The organism is Nannocystis pusilla (assembly GCF_020073745.1).
GTDB lineage: Bacteria > Myxococcota_A > Polyangia > Nannocystales > Nannocystaceae > Nannocystis > Nannocystis radixulma.
Genome location: NZ_JAIRAU010000011.1, coordinates 190575 through 206858, shown reverse-complemented (window position 1 = coordinate 206858; position 16284 = coordinate 190575). Strand labels below are relative to the sequence as shown.

General features: G+C 72.4%; 16 protein-coding genes. 11 read left to right on the top strand and 5 right to left on the bottom strand.

The features are described from left to right. Window positions 1–267 precede the first annotated feature (267 nt). Window positions 268–543 (bottom strand): hypothetical protein, encoded by a 276-nt coding sequence (locus tag K7C98_RS12425; RefSeq protein WP_224191834.1) that lies wholly within the window; start codon window positions 541–543, stop codon window positions 268–270. Window positions 544–863: 320 nt separating this feature from the next. Here K7C98_RS12425 and K7C98_RS12420 point away from each other — a divergent pair, with 320 nt between their 5' ends. The 3 genes from K7C98_RS12420 (at window position 864) to K7C98_RS12410 (ending at window position 4617) form a co-directional block, all read left to right on the top strand. Next, window positions 864–1310: a DUF2267 domain-containing protein gene (locus K7C98_RS12420; RefSeq protein ID WP_224191833.1), complete on the top strand. Its 447-nt coding sequence runs from the start codon at window positions 864–866 to the stop codon at window positions 1308–1310. A 402-nt stretch (window positions 1311–1712) separates the two neighbouring features. Further along, window positions 1713–2993 (top strand): hypothetical protein, encoded by a 1281-nt coding sequence (locus tag K7C98_RS12415; RefSeq protein ID WP_224191832.1) that lies wholly within the window; start codon window positions 1713–1715, stop codon window positions 2991–2993. Window positions 2994–3111: 118 nt separating this feature from the next. Beyond that, on the top strand, window positions 3112–4617 hold the full coding sequence (locus tag K7C98_RS12410) for a hypothetical protein (protein ID WP_224191831.1): 1506 nt from the start codon (window positions 3112–3114) through the stop codon (window positions 4615–4617). Between the two features lie 30 nt (window positions 4618–4647). Here K7C98_RS12410 and K7C98_RS12405 read toward each other — a convergent pair whose 3' ends face one another. Then, the gene (locus K7C98_RS12405; RefSeq protein WP_224191830.1) at window positions 4648–5865 is read right to left on the bottom strand and encodes an FAD-dependent oxidoreductase; all 1218 of its coding nucleotides are present in this window, start codon (window positions 5863–5865) and stop codon (window positions 4648–4650) included. 81 nt (window positions 5866–5946) lie between these two features. On the opposite strand from K7C98_RS12405, the gene K7C98_RS12400 reads away from it, so the two are divergent. The 5 genes from K7C98_RS12400 to K7C98_RS12380 all read left to right on the top strand — a co-directional run bounded on the left by K7C98_RS12400 (window position 5947) and on the right by K7C98_RS12380 (window position 10072). Next, window positions 5947–6900: a LysR family transcriptional regulator gene (locus K7C98_RS12400; RefSeq protein WP_224191829.1), complete on the top strand. Its 954-nt coding sequence runs from the start codon at window positions 5947–5949 to the stop codon at window positions 6898–6900. A 58-nt stretch (window positions 6901–6958) separates the two neighbouring features. Further along, window positions 6959–7789, top strand: a complete 831-nt coding sequence (locus K7C98_RS12395; RefSeq protein ID WP_224191828.1) for a methyltransferase domain-containing protein — start codon at window positions 6959–6961, stop codon at window positions 7787–7789. Window positions 7790–8220: 431 nt separating this feature from the next. Continuing rightward, complete coding sequence (locus K7C98_RS12390; RefSeq protein WP_224191827.1) at window positions 8221–9045, top strand: hypothetical protein; 825 nt, start codon at window positions 8221–8223, stop codon at window positions 9043–9045. Window positions 9046–9108: 63 nt separating this feature from the next. Then, entirely contained in the window at window positions 9109–9555 is a 447-nt protein-coding gene (locus tag K7C98_RS12385; RefSeq protein ID WP_224191826.1) for an NUDIX domain-containing protein, read from the top strand. Between the two features lie 142 nt (window positions 9556–9697). Further along, window positions 9698–10072 (top strand): VOC family protein, encoded by a 375-nt coding sequence (locus K7C98_RS12380; RefSeq protein ID WP_224191825.1) that lies wholly within the window; start codon window positions 9698–9700, stop codon window positions 10070–10072. 114 nt (window positions 10073–10186) lie between these two features. On the opposite strand, the gene K7C98_RS12375 is transcribed toward K7C98_RS12380, so the two are convergent. Continuing rightward, a complete protein-coding gene (locus tag K7C98_RS12375; RefSeq protein WP_346660278.1) occupies window positions 10187–10936 on the bottom strand; it encodes an SDR family NAD(P)-dependent oxidoreductase in 750 nt (249 codons plus the stop codon). A gap of 174 nt (window positions 10937–11110) precedes the next feature. Between K7C98_RS12375 and K7C98_RS12370 the strand changes: the two genes are divergently transcribed. Beyond that, on the top strand, window positions 11111–11392 hold the full coding sequence (locus tag K7C98_RS12370) for an ArsR/SmtB family transcription factor (RefSeq protein WP_224191823.1): 282 nt from the start codon (window positions 11111–11113) through the stop codon (window positions 11390–11392). Window positions 11393–11538: 146 nt separating this feature from the next. Here the strand turns inward: K7C98_RS12370 and K7C98_RS12365 are convergent, their stop codons facing one another. Further along, window positions 11539–11820, bottom strand: a complete 282-nt coding sequence (locus tag K7C98_RS12365; RefSeq protein ID WP_224191822.1) for a hypothetical protein — start codon at window positions 11818–11820, stop codon at window positions 11539–11541. A gap of 225 nt (window positions 11821–12045) precedes the next feature. Here K7C98_RS12365 and K7C98_RS12360 point away from each other — a divergent pair, with 225 nt between their 5' ends. Together K7C98_RS12360 and K7C98_RS12355 are read left to right on the top strand one after the other, a co-directional pair. Further along, window positions 12046–13758: a hypothetical protein gene (locus K7C98_RS12360; RefSeq protein ID WP_224191821.1), complete on the top strand. Its 1713-nt coding sequence runs from the start codon at window positions 12046–12048 to the stop codon at window positions 13756–13758. Between the two features lie 76 nt (window positions 13759–13834). After that, window positions 13835–14596: a hypothetical protein gene (locus tag K7C98_RS12355; protein WP_224191820.1), complete on the top strand. Its 762-nt coding sequence runs from the start codon at window positions 13835–13837 to the stop codon at window positions 14594–14596. A 108-nt stretch (window positions 14597–14704) separates the two neighbouring features. Here K7C98_RS12355 and K7C98_RS12350 read toward each other — a convergent pair whose 3' ends face one another. Continuing rightward, window positions 14705–16171, bottom strand: a complete 1467-nt coding sequence (locus tag K7C98_RS12350; RefSeq protein ID WP_224191819.1) for a DUF4215 domain-containing protein — start codon at window positions 16169–16171, stop codon at window positions 14705–14707. Window positions 16172–16284 lie beyond the last annotated feature (113 nt).

Here is a 16284-nt window from a genome sequence, read left to right as displayed (position 1 = left end):
ACGATTGATATGTCCGAAGATACAGGAATATGAATAGGTCAGCGGCGGAGCGATCGGGGACGATAGATGCGAGCGTGGTCCGGCGCGCGGAGGCCGGCTTTGTCGCCGGCCTCGACCGGGAAGTGTCGCCTGGCGGCCGATCAATTGCTCGCGCCGCAAAATTGCGTGAAGCGGCCGCGAGCAGGCCGCGCGAGGCGGAGGAGTCATGGAATTCCCCAGTGAGACTCGGGATCCCTGACGGCGGAGAACGTCCTCGTCGAGGTGAGCTCATTGTCCGCAGCGCGGCGCGTGCGAACGGGTATTCACATCAGGCGGGCAGCCGCGCCAGCCACTGCGCCAGGCCGCGACCGATCGCGTGCGGATGATCTTCATGCACGAAGTGCAGGGTTGGTGGAGGGTCCCGAGGATCCGGCGCAGGTCCGCGACGAAGTCGCGGCGGCTGCGAACCTCGGGCTCGCGCCGGTAGAAAGCGGTGACCTTGCGCGCCTCGGACACGGAGGCGATGTGGCTGCGCAGCTGGACCAGCGATTCATCGGCGGGCACGTCGCGGCCGGGGGGCCACGCGGCCGAGCGCGCGGGCGCGGTCGAGGCGCGGTGACAGGCGCACGAGCGGGGCGCTTCATGGTGGCCGCGGATTAGACCGCCGGCCCGCCAGGCTCGTGACCGAAAATCGTACCGCGGCACGAGCGCCGGTTCGCCGGGCTCGTCGGCGCGCGCCGCCACAGGCCCGCGGCGGGTCGGGCTGAGCCGGTGCGCACGCGGCTGGCGCGATGAATGTCGGCACCCGCCGGCGGGGCACGGCCGAGCGCGCTCGACCCGCGCACGATCGTGGGTATGTTGACCGTCTGCACCGAGGGATTCCGATGAGTAGCGACCGCTTCACCCTGTTCCAGGAGACCCTGCAGACGTCGAGCAAGTGGATCCGCGAGATCACCGCGGCGCTCCCGTCGGCCGACGAGCAGCAGGCGTATCATCTGCTGTGCGCGACGCTGCGGACGCTGCGCGACCGGCTCCGACCCGACGACGCGATCCACCTGGCGGCGCAGCTGCCGGTGCTGATCCGCGGGCTCTACTACGACGGCTGGCGCCTGTCCGACGTGCCGATGCGGATCCGCACCCGCAAGGAGTTCATCGCCCACGTCGCCACCCGCTACCACGCGCGGCCGATCGAGGACCTCGAGCCCGGCGTGCGGGCGGTGCTCGCGACCCTGAGCCGCAACGTCGACCTCGACGAGACGACGTCGATCCTCCGCACGCTGCCGGAAGAGCTGCGCGAGCTGTGGCCGCCCCACCTCGTCGAGGCGGCGTAGGATGGCTGTCTCTCGGGACATGTGATTGCCTTCGTTCGGTGGGCCGCGGCGGCCCGCCGACGCGTCTCACTCGAGACAGGACGACTCCCGTTACGGGTGTCAAGGAGCGACATCCTGACGCCGGGTCCCGGGAGCTACTTCGCTCCATGAGCGATGGGGCGCGTCGGCGAGCTTGCGAGGCAGCGCCGGCGAGTCGGGTGAATTCGTGCGTCGCGCAGGCTGTCGTGATTGCGGCGACGCGTTCGCTGTTCATCGCGTCCGCGCCGGGCGGAAGCGGGCGCGGAGCGGAGGAGCGCGGTCCTGTCGTGCTGTGATTCCCGCCGCAGCGCTGTGCTTGCTTCATCGACATCTCGTGCGGCGGGTTCACCGTTAGAGCCTGCGCGCGGGAGCAGGAGGCACGTCATGGGTCGGGGCGAGGGCGGACACGGGGAGGCGACGGCGACGCGGGCCGGGGGCTGGCAGGTCGCTCCCATCGAATTCACGGTGTTCCCGCCCGGCGCGCCGATCACCGATGTGGTGTGGCAGACACCGACGATCCTGGTGGCGCTGGCGGTCGGGAGCGACGGGCGCATCACCGTCATCTGGCTCGACACGAGCATCCATCCGCAGCAGTGGGCGGTCGCCGGCTTCGGCCCCGCGACGTTCGTGCCCGGGACGCGGATCACCAATTTGGTGTGGCAGACGCCGACGATCCTCGCGGCGCTGGTGGTCGACGGTCAGGGGTTCGTCAACGTCGTCTGGCTCGATCTGGAGCAGCAGCCGCAGAGATGGCAGGTCGCGGCGTTCGGGCCCGCGGTGTTCTCGTCGGCCGGGCGGATCACCGCGCTCGTGCGCCAGACGCCGACGGTGCTGGCGGCGCTGGCGGTCGACGTCAACGGCTACGCCAACGTCGTCTGGCTCGACGTGGACAACCCCCCGTGGCGGGTGTCGCCGTTCGGGCTGCCCGTGTTTCCGGCGGGCGCGTACGTGACGGATCCGGTGTGGCAGACGCCGACGATCCTCGCGGCGCTGGCGGTCGACATCGGCGGGCGCGGGAGCGTGATCTGGCTCGACCTGGCGCAGGCGCAGGGGTGGCGGATCCATCCCTTCGAGCAGGGGACGTTCGTCGCCGGCGGGCCGATCAGCGGGCTGGGGGGGCAAGCCAGCGGGGTGCTCGCGGCGCTGGCGATCGACGCGAGCGGCAGTCCTGCGGTCCTCTGGCTCGATCTTCATCAGGCTCAGGGCTGGCAGGCCGCGACGTTCGGGGCGCCGACCTTCCCGGCGGGCGCGCCGGTCACCGATCTCGTGCAACAGTCGCCGACGGTCGTCGCGGCGCTGGCGATCGACGTCAATGGCCAGGCCAACGTCGCCTGGACCGACAGCGGACAGCAGCCGCAACAATGGCGCGCGGCCGCGTTCGGGCCGGCGAGCTTTTCGCCGGGCACGAGGGTCTCGGAGCTCGCATGGCAGACGAGCGAGATCCTCGCGGCGCTGGCGATCGACGCCCAGGGCCTGGCCAATGTGCTGTGGCTCGATCTGAACCAGCAGTCGCCACAATGGCGAGTGGGGGCATTCGGCGCGGCGGTGTTTCCGGGCGGGGCCGCGATCACGCGGCCGACCTGGCACAGCCCGACGCGGCTGGCGTCGCTGGCGATCGACGCGAGCGGCCGCGTGAACGTGCTGTGGCTCGATCTGTCGCCGTGACGCGCGGGTACGACGGCGAGTTCCTCGGAGGTTCTCGGAGTCCGCACGCGCGTCCGGGTCGGGCGCGCCCTCGCACGCGGCGACGTGATAGCGTGCGCCGGGCGAGGGCTCGACGACGATGCGGCGATGGGGATGGGGCGTGCTGGTGGGTGTGCTGGGCGGGTTCGGCTGCGGTGATGACGGGCGGGACACCGGCGCGGCGACGCAGGGCCCGGGCGCGACGATGACGGCGCCGGGCACGACCGACGAGACGACCACGACGGGCGCGACGGCGCAGCCGACGACGAGCACCACCGAGGGCGGCTCCGAGGCGAGCGCGACCGCCTCGACGACCGGCCCGACCGCGGGGACCGCGAGCGAACCGACGTCCACCACCGAGCCGGCCGGCTGCGGCCCGTGCAGCGAGCCCAATCAGCAGTGCGTCGACGGCGAGTGCGTCACGACCTGCCAGGGGCGAGATCCGGACCCATGTCCGATGGGACAGGTCTGCGACGTCATCTCCGGCAGCTGTCACGCGCCGGCCGACGCGTGCACCCTCGCCGGCGCGAGCGAGCCGTGCGGCGCGCAGAAGTGCGGGCCCGGCAGCGTGTGCGACGGCCAGGGCGCCTGCGTGCCGGTGGCGCCGTGCGCCGGGGTGGCGTGCACCGGCGACGAGGCGTGCTGGGGGGTCGCCTGCGCCTGCGATCGACCGGTGCAGTGCGCCGACCCGGGGCTCGACCTGCTCAACGGGCCGTTCGCCGAGAAGATCATGGGCATCGACTTCGCCGACGACTGCACCGCGTGGATGGTGACGCTGCGCAGCGGCACCGACTACCTGCGGCGCCTGCGGCCCGATGGCGAGCTGACCGAATGGGCAGGTGTGTCCAACCTCGACATGGGCGAGGTCAAGGTGCTGCGGCGATTGACGATCCCGCAATTGCACGAGGTCCCGCCGGTGGCCGGAGGACCGGTCGAGCCGCCGCAGCCGGTCGAGGGCCTGGGCGAGGTCGCGGTCACGTACACGTGCATCGGCGGCTGCTTCGGCGACGTCCCGCAGGGCGTCGCGCGGCTGGTCGAGGACGACCCCGTCGACCCGCTGCCGATCGTCATCCCGGCGATGACGACCACCGGCGACGGGCCGTTCATGGCGGCCGTCGCCGACGCCGGGCCGCAGGGCCTGACGTGGGGCGAGGACCGCGTGCTCTACGTGGGCAACAGCACCGCGAACGGCGAGTACAACACGGCCGACCTCGAGCTGGCGACGGTCGACGTGGTGCACAACTTCCCGGCCCGCGTGACCGCCTCGGCGGCGGTCAGCCCGGCGCACCTGCTGGTCGCCCTCGAGGGCGGTGCGCTGTACCGCTACAACGTGTTCACCAAGCAGTCGGAGCTCGTGACCGAGCTCGGCGCGCACGTCACCGGTCTCAGTCACGACTCGTTCTCCGGGCTCGTGTACGCGTCGATGTCGTCGCTCGAGGTCCTGGCGATCGAGCCGTTCACCGGCACCTTCGAGGTGTTCGCGATGATGCCCGACCGCGGCCGCGTGGCCGTGAGCCCGAGCGGCAAGCTGTACTACGTGCCGGCCAAGTACCTGCAGGTCCAGGAGGGCATGGTCACCAGCTGGGACCTGCCGGCGTCGTTCTGACGGCGGTCATGCGAGTGAAGTCGGACGCGCTCATGCCCCCGGCGCCGCCCACTCGATCCGGTGCGCGAAGGCCTCGGCCTGGGCCTTGGCGCCGAGGCGGAGGAACAGCGGCAGCATGCGGTCGCGGAACCATGCGGCCACGGGCCCGGCTGGCGCCTTGCCGTCGCCGTTCTTGCGCGCCTGGCGGACGATCGCCTCGACGCGGCCGCGGCGTTCAGCCTCGAAGCGGGCGAACGCCTCCTGCGGCGCGTCGGCGTCGCGCAGGCAGCGGGACAGCACCAGCGCGTCCTCGAGCGCCAGCGACGCGCCCTGGCCGGCGCTCGGCGACGTCGCGTGGGCCGCGTCGCCGAGCAGGCACACGCGCCCGGCGTGCCAGCGCGGCATCGTCATGATGTCGTGCAGCGCCCACGGCCCGAGCAGCGTCGGCGTCGCGCGCACGACGTCGGCGATCCACGGCGAGTCGTCGCGGTGGAGCGCGAGGATCGACGCGCGCCGCTGCTCCGGGTCTGGCGCCTGCATCGCCGCGCGCGCGCCGTTGTTGTGGAACCACCACACCTCGCCGCCGGGCGCCGCGAACGCGCCGAAGAAGGCGCGCCGGCCGAAGGTCATCACCGTCCAGCCGGGCTCGAGCGGCGCCTGGGGGCAGCGCGCGAAGCCGCCGACGTCGCACAGGCCGGTGTAGGCCGGCGCCGGCGCGTCCGGCAGGGTCAGCGCCCGCACCTGCGAGCGGACCCCGTCGCAGCCGAACAGCACGTCGGCCGCCAGCTCCTCGCCGCTGTCGAGCCGCGCGACCACCTCGCCCGGCCGCTCGTCGAGCGCGACCACGCGCGCGCCGAAGCGGCACTCCGCCGCGCGCCCGGCCGCCGCCTCGATCAGCGCCGTGTGCAGCGCGGCGCGCCGGATCATCATCATCTGCGCCCCGTAGCGCTGCACGTGGTCGCGGTGGTCGATCACGCCGATGCAGCGGCCGCGCGCGTTCTCGAAGCGCATGCCCTGGCACGCCGCTCCGCGCGCGGCGATCGCCCCGGCGAGCCCGAGCTCGGCCAGCACCTGCAGCCCGTTCGGCGCCAGGCCGAGGAACGCCCCGACGTCGCCGCGCTCGCTCGTGCGCGCCTCGAGCACCGTGGTCGCGACCCCGAGCCGGCGCAGGAACAGCGCCAGCGTCGGCCCGGCCACCCCGCCGCCCACCACCAGCGCCCGTCGCACCCGCGACCGCGGCGCGCCCGCGAGACCGTTCGAATTCGTCAAATCGTAACCTCCTGGCCGGCAGGATTCGCCCACGCGACATTCATTGCAAGTGATGATGTGTGACGGTAAACATCACTTGCAGTGAACATCTCGGCGCTCGACCTCAACCTGCTGCTCGTGCTCCACACCGTGCTTGCCGAGCGCAGCGCGGCCGCGGCGGCGCGGCGGCTGCACGTCACGCCCTCGGCCGTCAGCAACTCGCTGGCCAAGCTGCGCGCGCAGCTGGGCGACCCGTTGGTGGTCCGCAGCGGCCGCGGGCTGACCCCCACGCCGCGGGCGCTCGAGCTCGAGCCCCACCTGCGCGCGGCGATCCGCGAGCTCGAGCGGGTGGTCGCCGGCGCCGAGCGCTTCGACCCGCGGACCACCACCCGCAGCTTCGCGCTCGCGCTGTCCGACGCCCACCAGATCACCGATCTGCCGCGGGTGGCGCGGGTGTTCGCGCGGGCGATGCCGCGGGCCCAGCTGCGGGTGATCAGCGTCGATCACTTCGAGGCCGTCGGCGGCCTGGCCGGCGGCGAGGTCGACGCGGCGATCGCCCCGGTGAGCGAGCCGCGGCCCGGGCAGCATTCTCAGCACCTGTACGAAGAGGCAGGTGTGATGACGGTCCGCCGCGACCACCCGGCCGCCGGCAAGCCGATCACCCGCGAGCTGTGGGCCGCGCTGCGCTTCGTCGACATCCACCTCGCGCTCGGCCGCGGCGGCATCGGCCACCGCGCGGCGCGGGCCTGGCTGGCCGCCGAGCGCCTCTCGCTCGACATCGCCGTGGTCGTGCCGAGCTTCCTCGCCGCCGCGGTGGTCGCCGCCAACAGCGACTACGTCGCCGGCCTGCCGCGCCGCGTCGTCGAGGCTCTGGCCCCCGTCACGCCGCTGGTGCCGCTGGCCGTGCAAGGCCCGCCGATGGCGTTCTCGATCGAGCTCGTGTGGCACGAGCGCACCCACCGCGACGCGGGCGCCCGCGCCTTCCGCGAGCTGGTGATCGCCGCGCTCTCGCCCCCACGCGCGGCGAGCAAGCGAGGCCCGCGCGCCCGCGCGTGAGCGGCGAGGGCATGTTCCGCGCGTGACGGGCCGCGCGCGGCTGCGTTATCGTCGGCGCATGTCGTCGCCGCGCGGACTCTACGCCTACGCCAGCCTCGACGCCGCCGGAGAGGCCGAGCAGGCGGCCCGGCGCATGGAGGCGCGCGCCGAGCGGCCGGCCTCGGCGGCGATGTTCGCCGCGCTGGTGCTGCCGCTGTTGCGCCCCGGTCAGGTCGTGGTCGAGGTCGGGTGCGGCAGCGGCGGGCTCGCGCGCCGGATCGTCGCTGCGCACGACGACCTCGAGGTGTGGGCCACCGACAAGAGCGCCGGCATGCTGGCGTTCGCGCGCCGGGCCGCCGCCGACGCGCCCGCGCGCCTGCGCTTCTCACAGTGGGAGGCCGGCACCCCGTGGCCGGCCGAGCTGCCCGCGCGCGCCGACCTCGTCGTCTCCGCCGTGACCACCCCGTACCTCGACGAACCGGCGCTGCGCCGGCTGCTCGCCGAGCTGCGTCAGAGGACATGTCCCGGCGGACATGTCCTGTTCCTGGAGCAGGACCTCGCCAGCGCCACCGTCGCGCACCCCGATCCCAACCTCGCGGAGCGGATCTCGAGCGAGCACGTGCGCGTCAAGCGGCCGTGGCAGGGCCTCGGCCTGCGCCGCTACGTGCGCGAGGCCGGCTTCTCGCTGCTGCCGCGGCAGTCGTTCCTGTGGACCGACGAGCGCTTCAGCCCCTACCTGCGCGACCTCATGACCCGCTACGCCGACGACGCCGTGCTCGACGGCCTCCCGCCCGCCGAGGCCGCGCGCTTCATCGCCGGCCTCGAGGCGCTCGACGCCGAGGGCGAGTGTTATTACGGGATGGTGTACCACCGCGTGCTGGCGCGCGTGCCCGACGAGACCGCCGGGTGAACGCGCCCGGGGCGGCGGGGAGCGCGGGCCACGGACGCTCGCCCTTGACCCCTCTGCTGGAGCGAGTGGAGAGTGACAATATCCCACCACATGTCTCAATGGCCATGTGGCCAGTGTAGGTGTGGGCAATGAAATATCGCCGGTGTCAAGTGTCCGCTCGATGCGCCGGCGCTTCGGCCGACCCCTCGCATTGCGGCGAGGCGCGCGCGCCACCGGATCGGGGAGGCAGATCACGCCCGCCCTGCGCGGCGTCCGCTGGGCTCGGTCGGCCGGAAGACCGTCGTGGAGGCCGCGCGGGGGGTCGTGGCGCTCGATCCGCCGCAAGCCCTCGCGCGCCGCCTCGTGACGCGACCGCCGCGTGCCCCGGTCGCGCCCGAGGCATCGACACAAGCTGGGATCGCCGCGGGTATCGCGGCAAAAGGACGATCGATATGGCGAGCGTAATTCGTAGGCTCTGTATCGCCGCGCTCATTGTCGGCGCCGGTGGCTGTCACCACGAGGACGATTCCGCGGAGCTCCGCTACCTCACCTCGTCGAGTCCCGAGGGCGACGGCGAGGAGGAGCCCGAGGGCAGCGGCGAGGAGGACCCCGGGGACAGCGGCGACGAGCACCCCGGGAAGGGCGGTGGCACGAAGGACGGCGGCGGGGAGTCCGTGTGCGGCTACCACACGCATACCCAGGGCGGCTGGTCGAGCACGTGCAGCGGCGGCAATCCGGGGTGCGAGCGGGACGAGTACTTCGACGACGTATGCCCCTATCCCGACTATCTCGTGATCGGCTGCGGTTCGAATACGGCGACCTTCACCAGCTCGGAGGCCGTCCGCAAGGCGCTGCCGGCCGGCGGCGACGCGCGCCCGCTCAAGAAGGAGGAGATGAAGATCTTTCACGGCGTGAACGACCCGCCGCTGGGTACGGTGCTCGCCGGGCAGGCGCTGGCGCTCAGCCTCAACGTCCGCTTCAGCGCTGTGCACGAGTTCGTGTCCCAGGACCGCGCGCCGTTCCCCTCGCTCGTCATCGCCGACGAGGACAGCCCGTGCCGCGGCATGTCGGTGCAGGACGTGCTCGACGAGGTCAACCACACGCTCGGCGGCTGCGACTCGAGCCTGACGCCGGAGGAGGCCAACGTCTGCGCCACGCGGATCAACGAGTCGTTCGTCGGCGGCGAACCGCACTGCAGCACCTGGTACCGAGAGTCGCCGGACCCGCGCCTCCCGCTGGCCGTCGCCCCGTCGCGCGACGTCCGGGCCGTGAAATAGCGGGCGAGGGCGGGGAAGGGCGAGACGATTCGTCCGCCGCGCAGTTGTTGTAGGATCTGTCGTATGCCACGTCTCGCCGTGCGCGCGATCCTCATCGAGGACGACCGGATCCTCCTCGCCCACTTCGTCGACGCCGGCGGCCCCTGGTACGTGACCCCCGGCGGCGGCGTGCAGCACGGCGAGACCATCGAGGAGGCGTTCCACCGCGAACTCCACGAGGAGCTCGGCGCGCGCGCCGAGTTCGGCGCCGTCGCCTGCATCCGCGAGATCATCGCCGACCGCCTCGAGGCGACCAACCTGCCCGCCGGCTTCCACCAGGTCGAGATCTTCGTGCACGGCCGCCTGCTGCCCGGACAGGAGCTGCGCATGATCGACCCCGACCCCTCGCAGGTGGGCCTCGTCTGGGTCCCGCTCGCCGAGCTCCACACCTTGCCGTTCTTCCCCCGCGGCCTCATCGCCGAGTTCCAGGCGCGTTCGTTCCCGCAGTTCTACTACGGCGCCCGGCGCTGACGTCCCGGCGCCATCGATGTGTCTTTTTAAAGTATGTCCAAACGGACATGATCTGTGCGCGGGTCGCCGGGGCGACCCGTCGAGCTCGCCGAGGCGCCGTGTCCGTGGTGATGCAACGAGCGGGAAGTGGTACACCTCGGCCATGCACCACAGTCGCCTCGCCGGCTTCATCATCGACTGTCAGGACACCCCGCCCGACGACGCCGCCGCCTTCTGGAGCCGCGCCCTCGGCATGAATTCGGAGGGCGACGACGGCCACGGGTACGCCGTGCTCGACGCCAGCGCCCGCGACTTGCACATCGAGGTCCAGCGGGTCACGCACCCGAGCCGCGTCCACCTCGACATCGAGACCGACGATCAGCCGGCCGAGGTCGCCCGGCTCGAGCGCCTGGGCGCGCGCCAGGTCGCGAAGGGCGCGCGCTGGGTGGTGATGGAGGCGCCGACCGGCCAGCGCTTCTGCGTCATCAACGCCCGCCGTCCGCTCGCCGGAGCGCCGGGCACCAACGTCTGGCCGTGAGCCCGCCGCGCAATCGCGGCGAGCTCCGAATGTTCACACCCCGCGCAGGCGCCGACATCGGTCGCGGGCCGGCGCGTCTGTGCGGGCCGCCCGACTTGCCCCGAGCAGCGCGGATCAGCGGTACCCGCCGGCGGCCCCGATCACCTCGCCGGTCAGCCACCCCGACGCGGGCGACGCGAGGAACACCGCGATCTGGGCGATGTCGTCGGGCTGGCCCAGGCGACCGAGCGGCGTCTGGGCGGCGATCTGATCGCCCCACTCGCTGCCGATCACGCCGAGCGAGCGCGCGCCCTCGGTGTCGACCGCGCCCGGGTTGATCGAGTTGACGCGGATCTTCCGCGGCCCCAGCTCCCCGGCGAGGGCGGCCGTGATCCCGTCGAGGGCGTGCTTGGTGGCGGTGTAGACGACCGACTGCGGCGGCGCTTTGCGGGTGACCGAGGAGCCGATGTTGATCACGCTGCCGCCCTCGGGCCCGAAGTGCTTCAGCGCCTCCTGGGTCGTCAGCAGCGGCGCGAGCACGTTGGTGCCGAATTGGCGGTGGAACTCGGCCTCGCTGAACTCCGTCAGCGGCTCGAAGCGGAACACCCCCGCGTTGTTGACCAGCACGTCCAGGCGGCCGAACAGCCGCTTCGTCTCGGCGAACAGCCGCTTCACGTCGGCCGCCTTCGACACGTCGGCCTGCACCGCGAACGCCTTGCCGTCGGTCCGCACGATGTCGGCGACCACCCGCTCGGCGCCCGCCTTGTCGCCGGCGTAATTGACGATGACCGCGGCGCCGGCCCCGGCCAGCGCCCTGGCGATCCCCGCGCCGATGCCCTTCGACGCGCCCGTGACGATGGCGACCTTGCCCTTCAATACATCCACCATGTTCGTTCTCCTCGCTGTCTTCAGTTAGACAGTTCGACAAGAATCTAAATGTGAACCAGGCGAAGTCAATTCCGGGGTCGCGAATTTCTCGTCAGCGCGGCCGGCGCGTGACCACCCACACGCCCCGCGGCCGGCTGCCCCCCCGGCGCCGTCCGTGCTACGCTGAGCCCGATGACTCGCTTGACAGACCGCGAGTTCCAGCGAATCTCCAGCGCCCTGGCCGAGCCGCGCCGCTTCAAGATCTTGCAAGACCTGGCGGCGGCCGGCAGCGTGCCGATGGCGTGCGCCGCGATCGTCGAGTGCCACGCCGTCAGCCAGGCCACGATCTCGCACCACCTCAAGGAGCTCGAGACCGCCGGCCTGATCGAGATCGTCCGCGAGGGCCGGTCCGCCAGCGTGGTGTTCCGCCGCGACGTCTGGCGCGCCTACCTCGCGCGCCTCGGCGAACTGTGAGCCCCGCCGGCGACCCAGGCCCGCCCATCGTCCGTTTCCTGACATTTCGACGCCTAGATGAACGTCTAAATGACGCCAGCGCGGAAGTCAAGCTGCCGCGCGAATGTGACGCACGTCCGGGTCGACGATCGAATCGCCGCGGCCGATCATGCCAGGGTCCGATCAAGCGCGGATTGGGCTCGCCGGACCTGCGTCGACTCGAGCCGCACGTCGTCGATCGCGCCGAAGAACGGTGCGCCGAGGCCGTGGGCTCGAGGTCGCCTGTGCGTGTGCGCGGCGATCAGGCCGGGCAGCGAGCTCAGGTCGCGGCCGTCGACCCGCGTCGCCGGGTCGACCACGCGGACGTCGGGATCGACGGCGACGATCGTGTCGCCCCCGACAGCCACCGACGTGCGCTCGACCAGCTCCTCGCCGTCGAACAGTCGCACGTCGGCGCTGACCGGCGTGGCGGCGATCGCCGCCGGCTCCGGCGGGACCGGGCCCGTCTGCGGTCCGGGACAGGCGGGCAGGGCCAGGCCGGAGAATGTGAGGACCGTGCGGGCAGGCGAGGGCGCATGGGCCCCGGGGCCCGACCTCCCGCGCGGCGGGCGGCCCGTCCTGCGGTCGCGCGAAAGCCCTTCTCCGGCGATCCCTGATCGTGGTATTTCCGGGCGATGCCCGTGCGTCGCGCCGCGTCGCTTGTCCCTGCGCTCTTGCTCGCGTGCAACTCGATCGCGCCGTCGGTGACCACCCTCGGCGCGTTGAGCAGCTCGACGGGCAACGGTCCGGTGACGATGGGCGACGTCCACGCCACGCTCGGCTTCACCCGGCCCGGCGAGCCGGTCGGCGACCTCATCGGCTGGGACCTCGGCCGCGGGACCACCTACGCGCCGGAGGGCGACCCGCTGCACCCCGAGTGGCGCACGCCGGTCGTGGTCGCGGCGGCGCAGGCGTTGGCCGACGCGCGGCCCGGCCACGGGCGCGCGCCGCTGATGCGCTTCTCCGATCAGATCGACGGCGTCGGCGGCGGCGACGGCTATCACTTCTACCGCTACGTCGAGCCCGGCCACGCGCCCGCGGCCGGCGATGCGATGGCGACCTTCGAGTACTTCGCGCTGATGCAGGACGCCGACGCCGCGCCGATCGTCGGCCTGAACTTCGGGTCAGGTACCGCCAGCGAGGCCGCCGCCTACGTCACGCACCTCAACGGCAGCGACGCCGCCGACGTCAACGTCGCCGCCCGCCACCACTGGGGGCAGGACCAGCCGTATCGGCAGACCCAGTTCGAGATCGGCAGCGAGAGCTACGCGCCGTGGACCACCGGCTATGACGCCGCCGACGCCCCCTATTCGTACGCCAACCCCGCGGCGGCGCACGTCGGCGATCCCGGGTGGCACAATCGGCCCAGCTCCTCGGCGGCCGACTACGCCGCGCGCGCGCTCGAGTACGTCGCCGCCGTGCGGGCCGTCGAGCCCGAGGCGCGCTTCTGGGTCCCGCTGTCGCAGGCGTCGATGGACGCGTGGGGCGGGGTCGAGGCGGCCGTGCAGGCGCTCGCGCCGCTGCTGCAGGAACCCGCGGTCGCCGGCGCGGCGATCCATCAATACCTCCTCGACGACGCCAGGCCGCTCGGCTGGGACGACCCCGACGACCTGTTCTTCGCGCTCGCCGGCGTCGAGGCGTTCCGCCCCGGCTTCGCGCGCGCGCGTGCAGCCCTCGACGCGGTCCGGCCCGGCCTCGAGCTCGTCGTCACCGAGTACCACCTCGCCGGCGCCGCCTTCCGCGGTCGGTTCACCCGCGGTCGGGAGGCGGTCGTCGGCCTCGGCGTCGCCGGCATGCTGCTGTTCTACGCCCAGCTCGGCGTCGAGGCCGCGTGCCAGCACGCCGCGCTCGAGTTCGAGACCCTCGACGCGCCCGACCGCGACCCGCTGCTCGAGCCCTGGTACAACCCGTTCCGCCGCGGCCCGAACGGCGCCGCCGCGCCACAGGCCAGCTACGTGGCCACCCGCCTCGTCGGCGAGCACCTGCTCGAGCGCACCGCCCCGCTCGAGTTCAACAAACAGGTCCATCAGGACATGTCCGTCGGGTCAGGCAAGCTCTCCGTCCCGCTGGTCCACGCCGCCGCGTTCGTCGACCCCGCCGGCGAGGCTGGCACCCTGGTCGCCCTCCACCGCGACCTCGAGCGCAGCCACACCCTCTCGCTCGACCTCCCGCCCGGCTGGACCGCCTCCTCCGCCGTCCGGTGGGCCCCCCCGGCCGCCGACCACGACACGCACGCCCACCCGATCGACGTCGAGCCGACCGAGTTCGCGCAGGACGGCGGGCGCGTGCAGGTGACCCTGCCGCCGCACAGCCTGGTCGCCCTGCGCTTCACCGGCGCGGCCCGTTGAGCCGCTCCGGCGCGTGAGTGACCGGCGCGTGCGGGTGCGCTGGGCTGGCCTCGCCCCGACAGGCTATGCTCCGCGGATGCATTTGGCTTGCCTTCCTCGCCATCTCCCCGCGGCGGTCCTCGTCGCACTCGTCACCCTCGCGTGCGGACCCGAGCCCGGCGGCGGCGACACCGGCTCGACCGGCACCGCGACCACGAGCACCTCGACGGACACCGGCTCGACCACCACCACGCCGGAGTGCACCCCAGGCGAAACCAACGAGGGCGACGGCGGCTGCGACTTCTGCGTCTGCTCCGACGCGGGCCAGTGGGAGTGCAACCGCTGCGCTCCGACCAGCGGGCCCGAGACGACCTTCGAGACGACGCTGGCGACGACCAGCGACACCGGCGACACCGGCGACACGACGAGCACGACCAGCGCCGACACCGGCGACACGACCGCCACGGGCTCGGACACGGCCGACACGACGAGCACGACCACCGACGGCACGTCGACCACCGGCGACACCGGCGGTGATGCCTTGCCCAATTGCACCGACCTCGGGGCGGGTGACCCGTTCGACATCAACACGGCGAAAATCGTCGGGGATGAGCTGGTGCTCGAGGTCGCCTACGGCGGCGGGTGCGAGATCCACGAATTCACCCTGTGCTTCGACGGGGTCGTCCTCGACACCGACTTCATCAAGCTCGCCGTCCACCACGACGCCCACGGCGACGCCTGCCTGGCATTCATCAGCGAGGAGCGCGCGTTCGACCTGACGCCGACGCAGAGCTTCGGCCCCTCACCGGTCGACATCCAGCTGCTCGGCTGGGACCCGGCGCTGCAATACGTCTTCTGAGCGAGGCCGACGCCGGCAGCGGTGCCGACATCCCCGTCAACCTCGTGGGCGGCAGCGACTCCGAGCGCTCGTGAGTGCTGGGAATCTCTGCCGGAAGTCGACTCTCTCCTACTGCTCGAAGCAGTAGATGCGCCGCGAAGAGGAGCACGGATTAGGACTCGCGCTCTTCGACCAGGTCGAAAGGGCCGAGGAGGAGGTGCCGACATCGCCGTGGTAGGTCTCGGTCGTGGTGAAGCCCTGGCACATGTAGAGGCCCGCGGTGCCGTCGGGGTTGGTGCCGGTCCACACGCTGGAGGAGACAGTGACGCCGAACTCGGTGAGGCTGATGGGCGCGTCGAGCGTGCCGTCGAGGAGGTCCGCCCAGTCGTCGGCGATGATCACGCCGTCGACCCGCGCGTAACCGGTGGTCGTCGGGGTGAAGCGCGTCTGCGGGGTGCTCGTGGCGCTGCTGAGCCAGGCGTCCCAGGTGCCGCCGAGGCCTGCCGCGGCGGCGCGAGCGTTGCAGGCCGCCGCGGCGCCGGCGAGCCCGCCCATGTTGCCGGTGTACACGGTGCTGGAGACGAACACGCGCTTGGGCAGCGTGCAATTGGCGTTGCAACCGTCGCCGCTGACGTTGTTGCCGTCGTCGCAGGCCTCGACGACCGCGAGGATGCCGTCGCCGCACAACGCGGGGGTGCAGTTGATGCGGCAGGCCCCATTGGGGCCGTTGTCCTCGCCGTCGTCGCATTGCTCGCCGGGATCGAGGACGCCGTTGCCGCACTCCTCGAATGCACACAGGGGGCTGCAGTCGTCGCCGCTGACGGCGTTGCCGTCGTCGCACTCCTCGTCCGGGCCGAGGTCGCCGTCGCCGCACACGTTGAGGACGCACCCGGCGAGGCAGGCGTGGCCGGGGCCGTTGTCGACGCCGTCGTCGCACTCCTCGACGCCGCTGCCCTCGATGTGGACGCGGCCGTCGCCGCAGGTGGCGAGGGCGCAGGCGAGGGTGCAATCGCCGGCGTCGCTGTTGCCAGGGCCGGCGTCGCAGGCCTCGCCGGGCTGGACGAGCCCGTCGCCGCAGACGGGGGCGGTGCAGTCGTTGCGGCATTCGTCGTCGTCGACGGCGTTGCCGTCGTCGCAGTCCTCCTCGGCCTGGACGACGCCGTCGCCGCAGGTCGGCAGCGCGCAGGTGTTGCTGCACCAGTCGTCTTCGTCGTCGTTGCCGTCGTCGCAGACCTCGTCCGGACCGACGAGGCCGTCGCCGCAGACGTTGTGCTTACATTGGGCGGTGCAGGCGGCGTCGTTGCCGTTGCCCTGTCCGTCGTCGCACTCCTCGTGCGGGCTGAGCTCGCCGTCGCCGCAGGTGTTGAACTGGCAGTTGGTGCGACAGACCTGGCCGGGGCCGTTGGCCGCGCCGTCGTCGCATTGCTCGCCGGCTTCGAGCAGGCCGTTGCCGCAGGTGCCCCAAGACGGGCCGGACGGCCCGTCGACGTTGATCGAGACGGCGACCTCGCCGTCGCAACCGGGGGTGACGAACTGCAGCGCAGCCGCGAGGAGACCGGCGTGGAAGGAGTGATGAATGCTGAACTTCGTGGACATGGTGTCGTTTCTCGTGGTGTCGTTCAATTCGGAATGGTCACAGTGGAGAACTTCGCGGCGCCGAGGTCCGCTCGCGGCCGCCGTCGGCGCAGCCGAACGTGGGCCGTATCAGG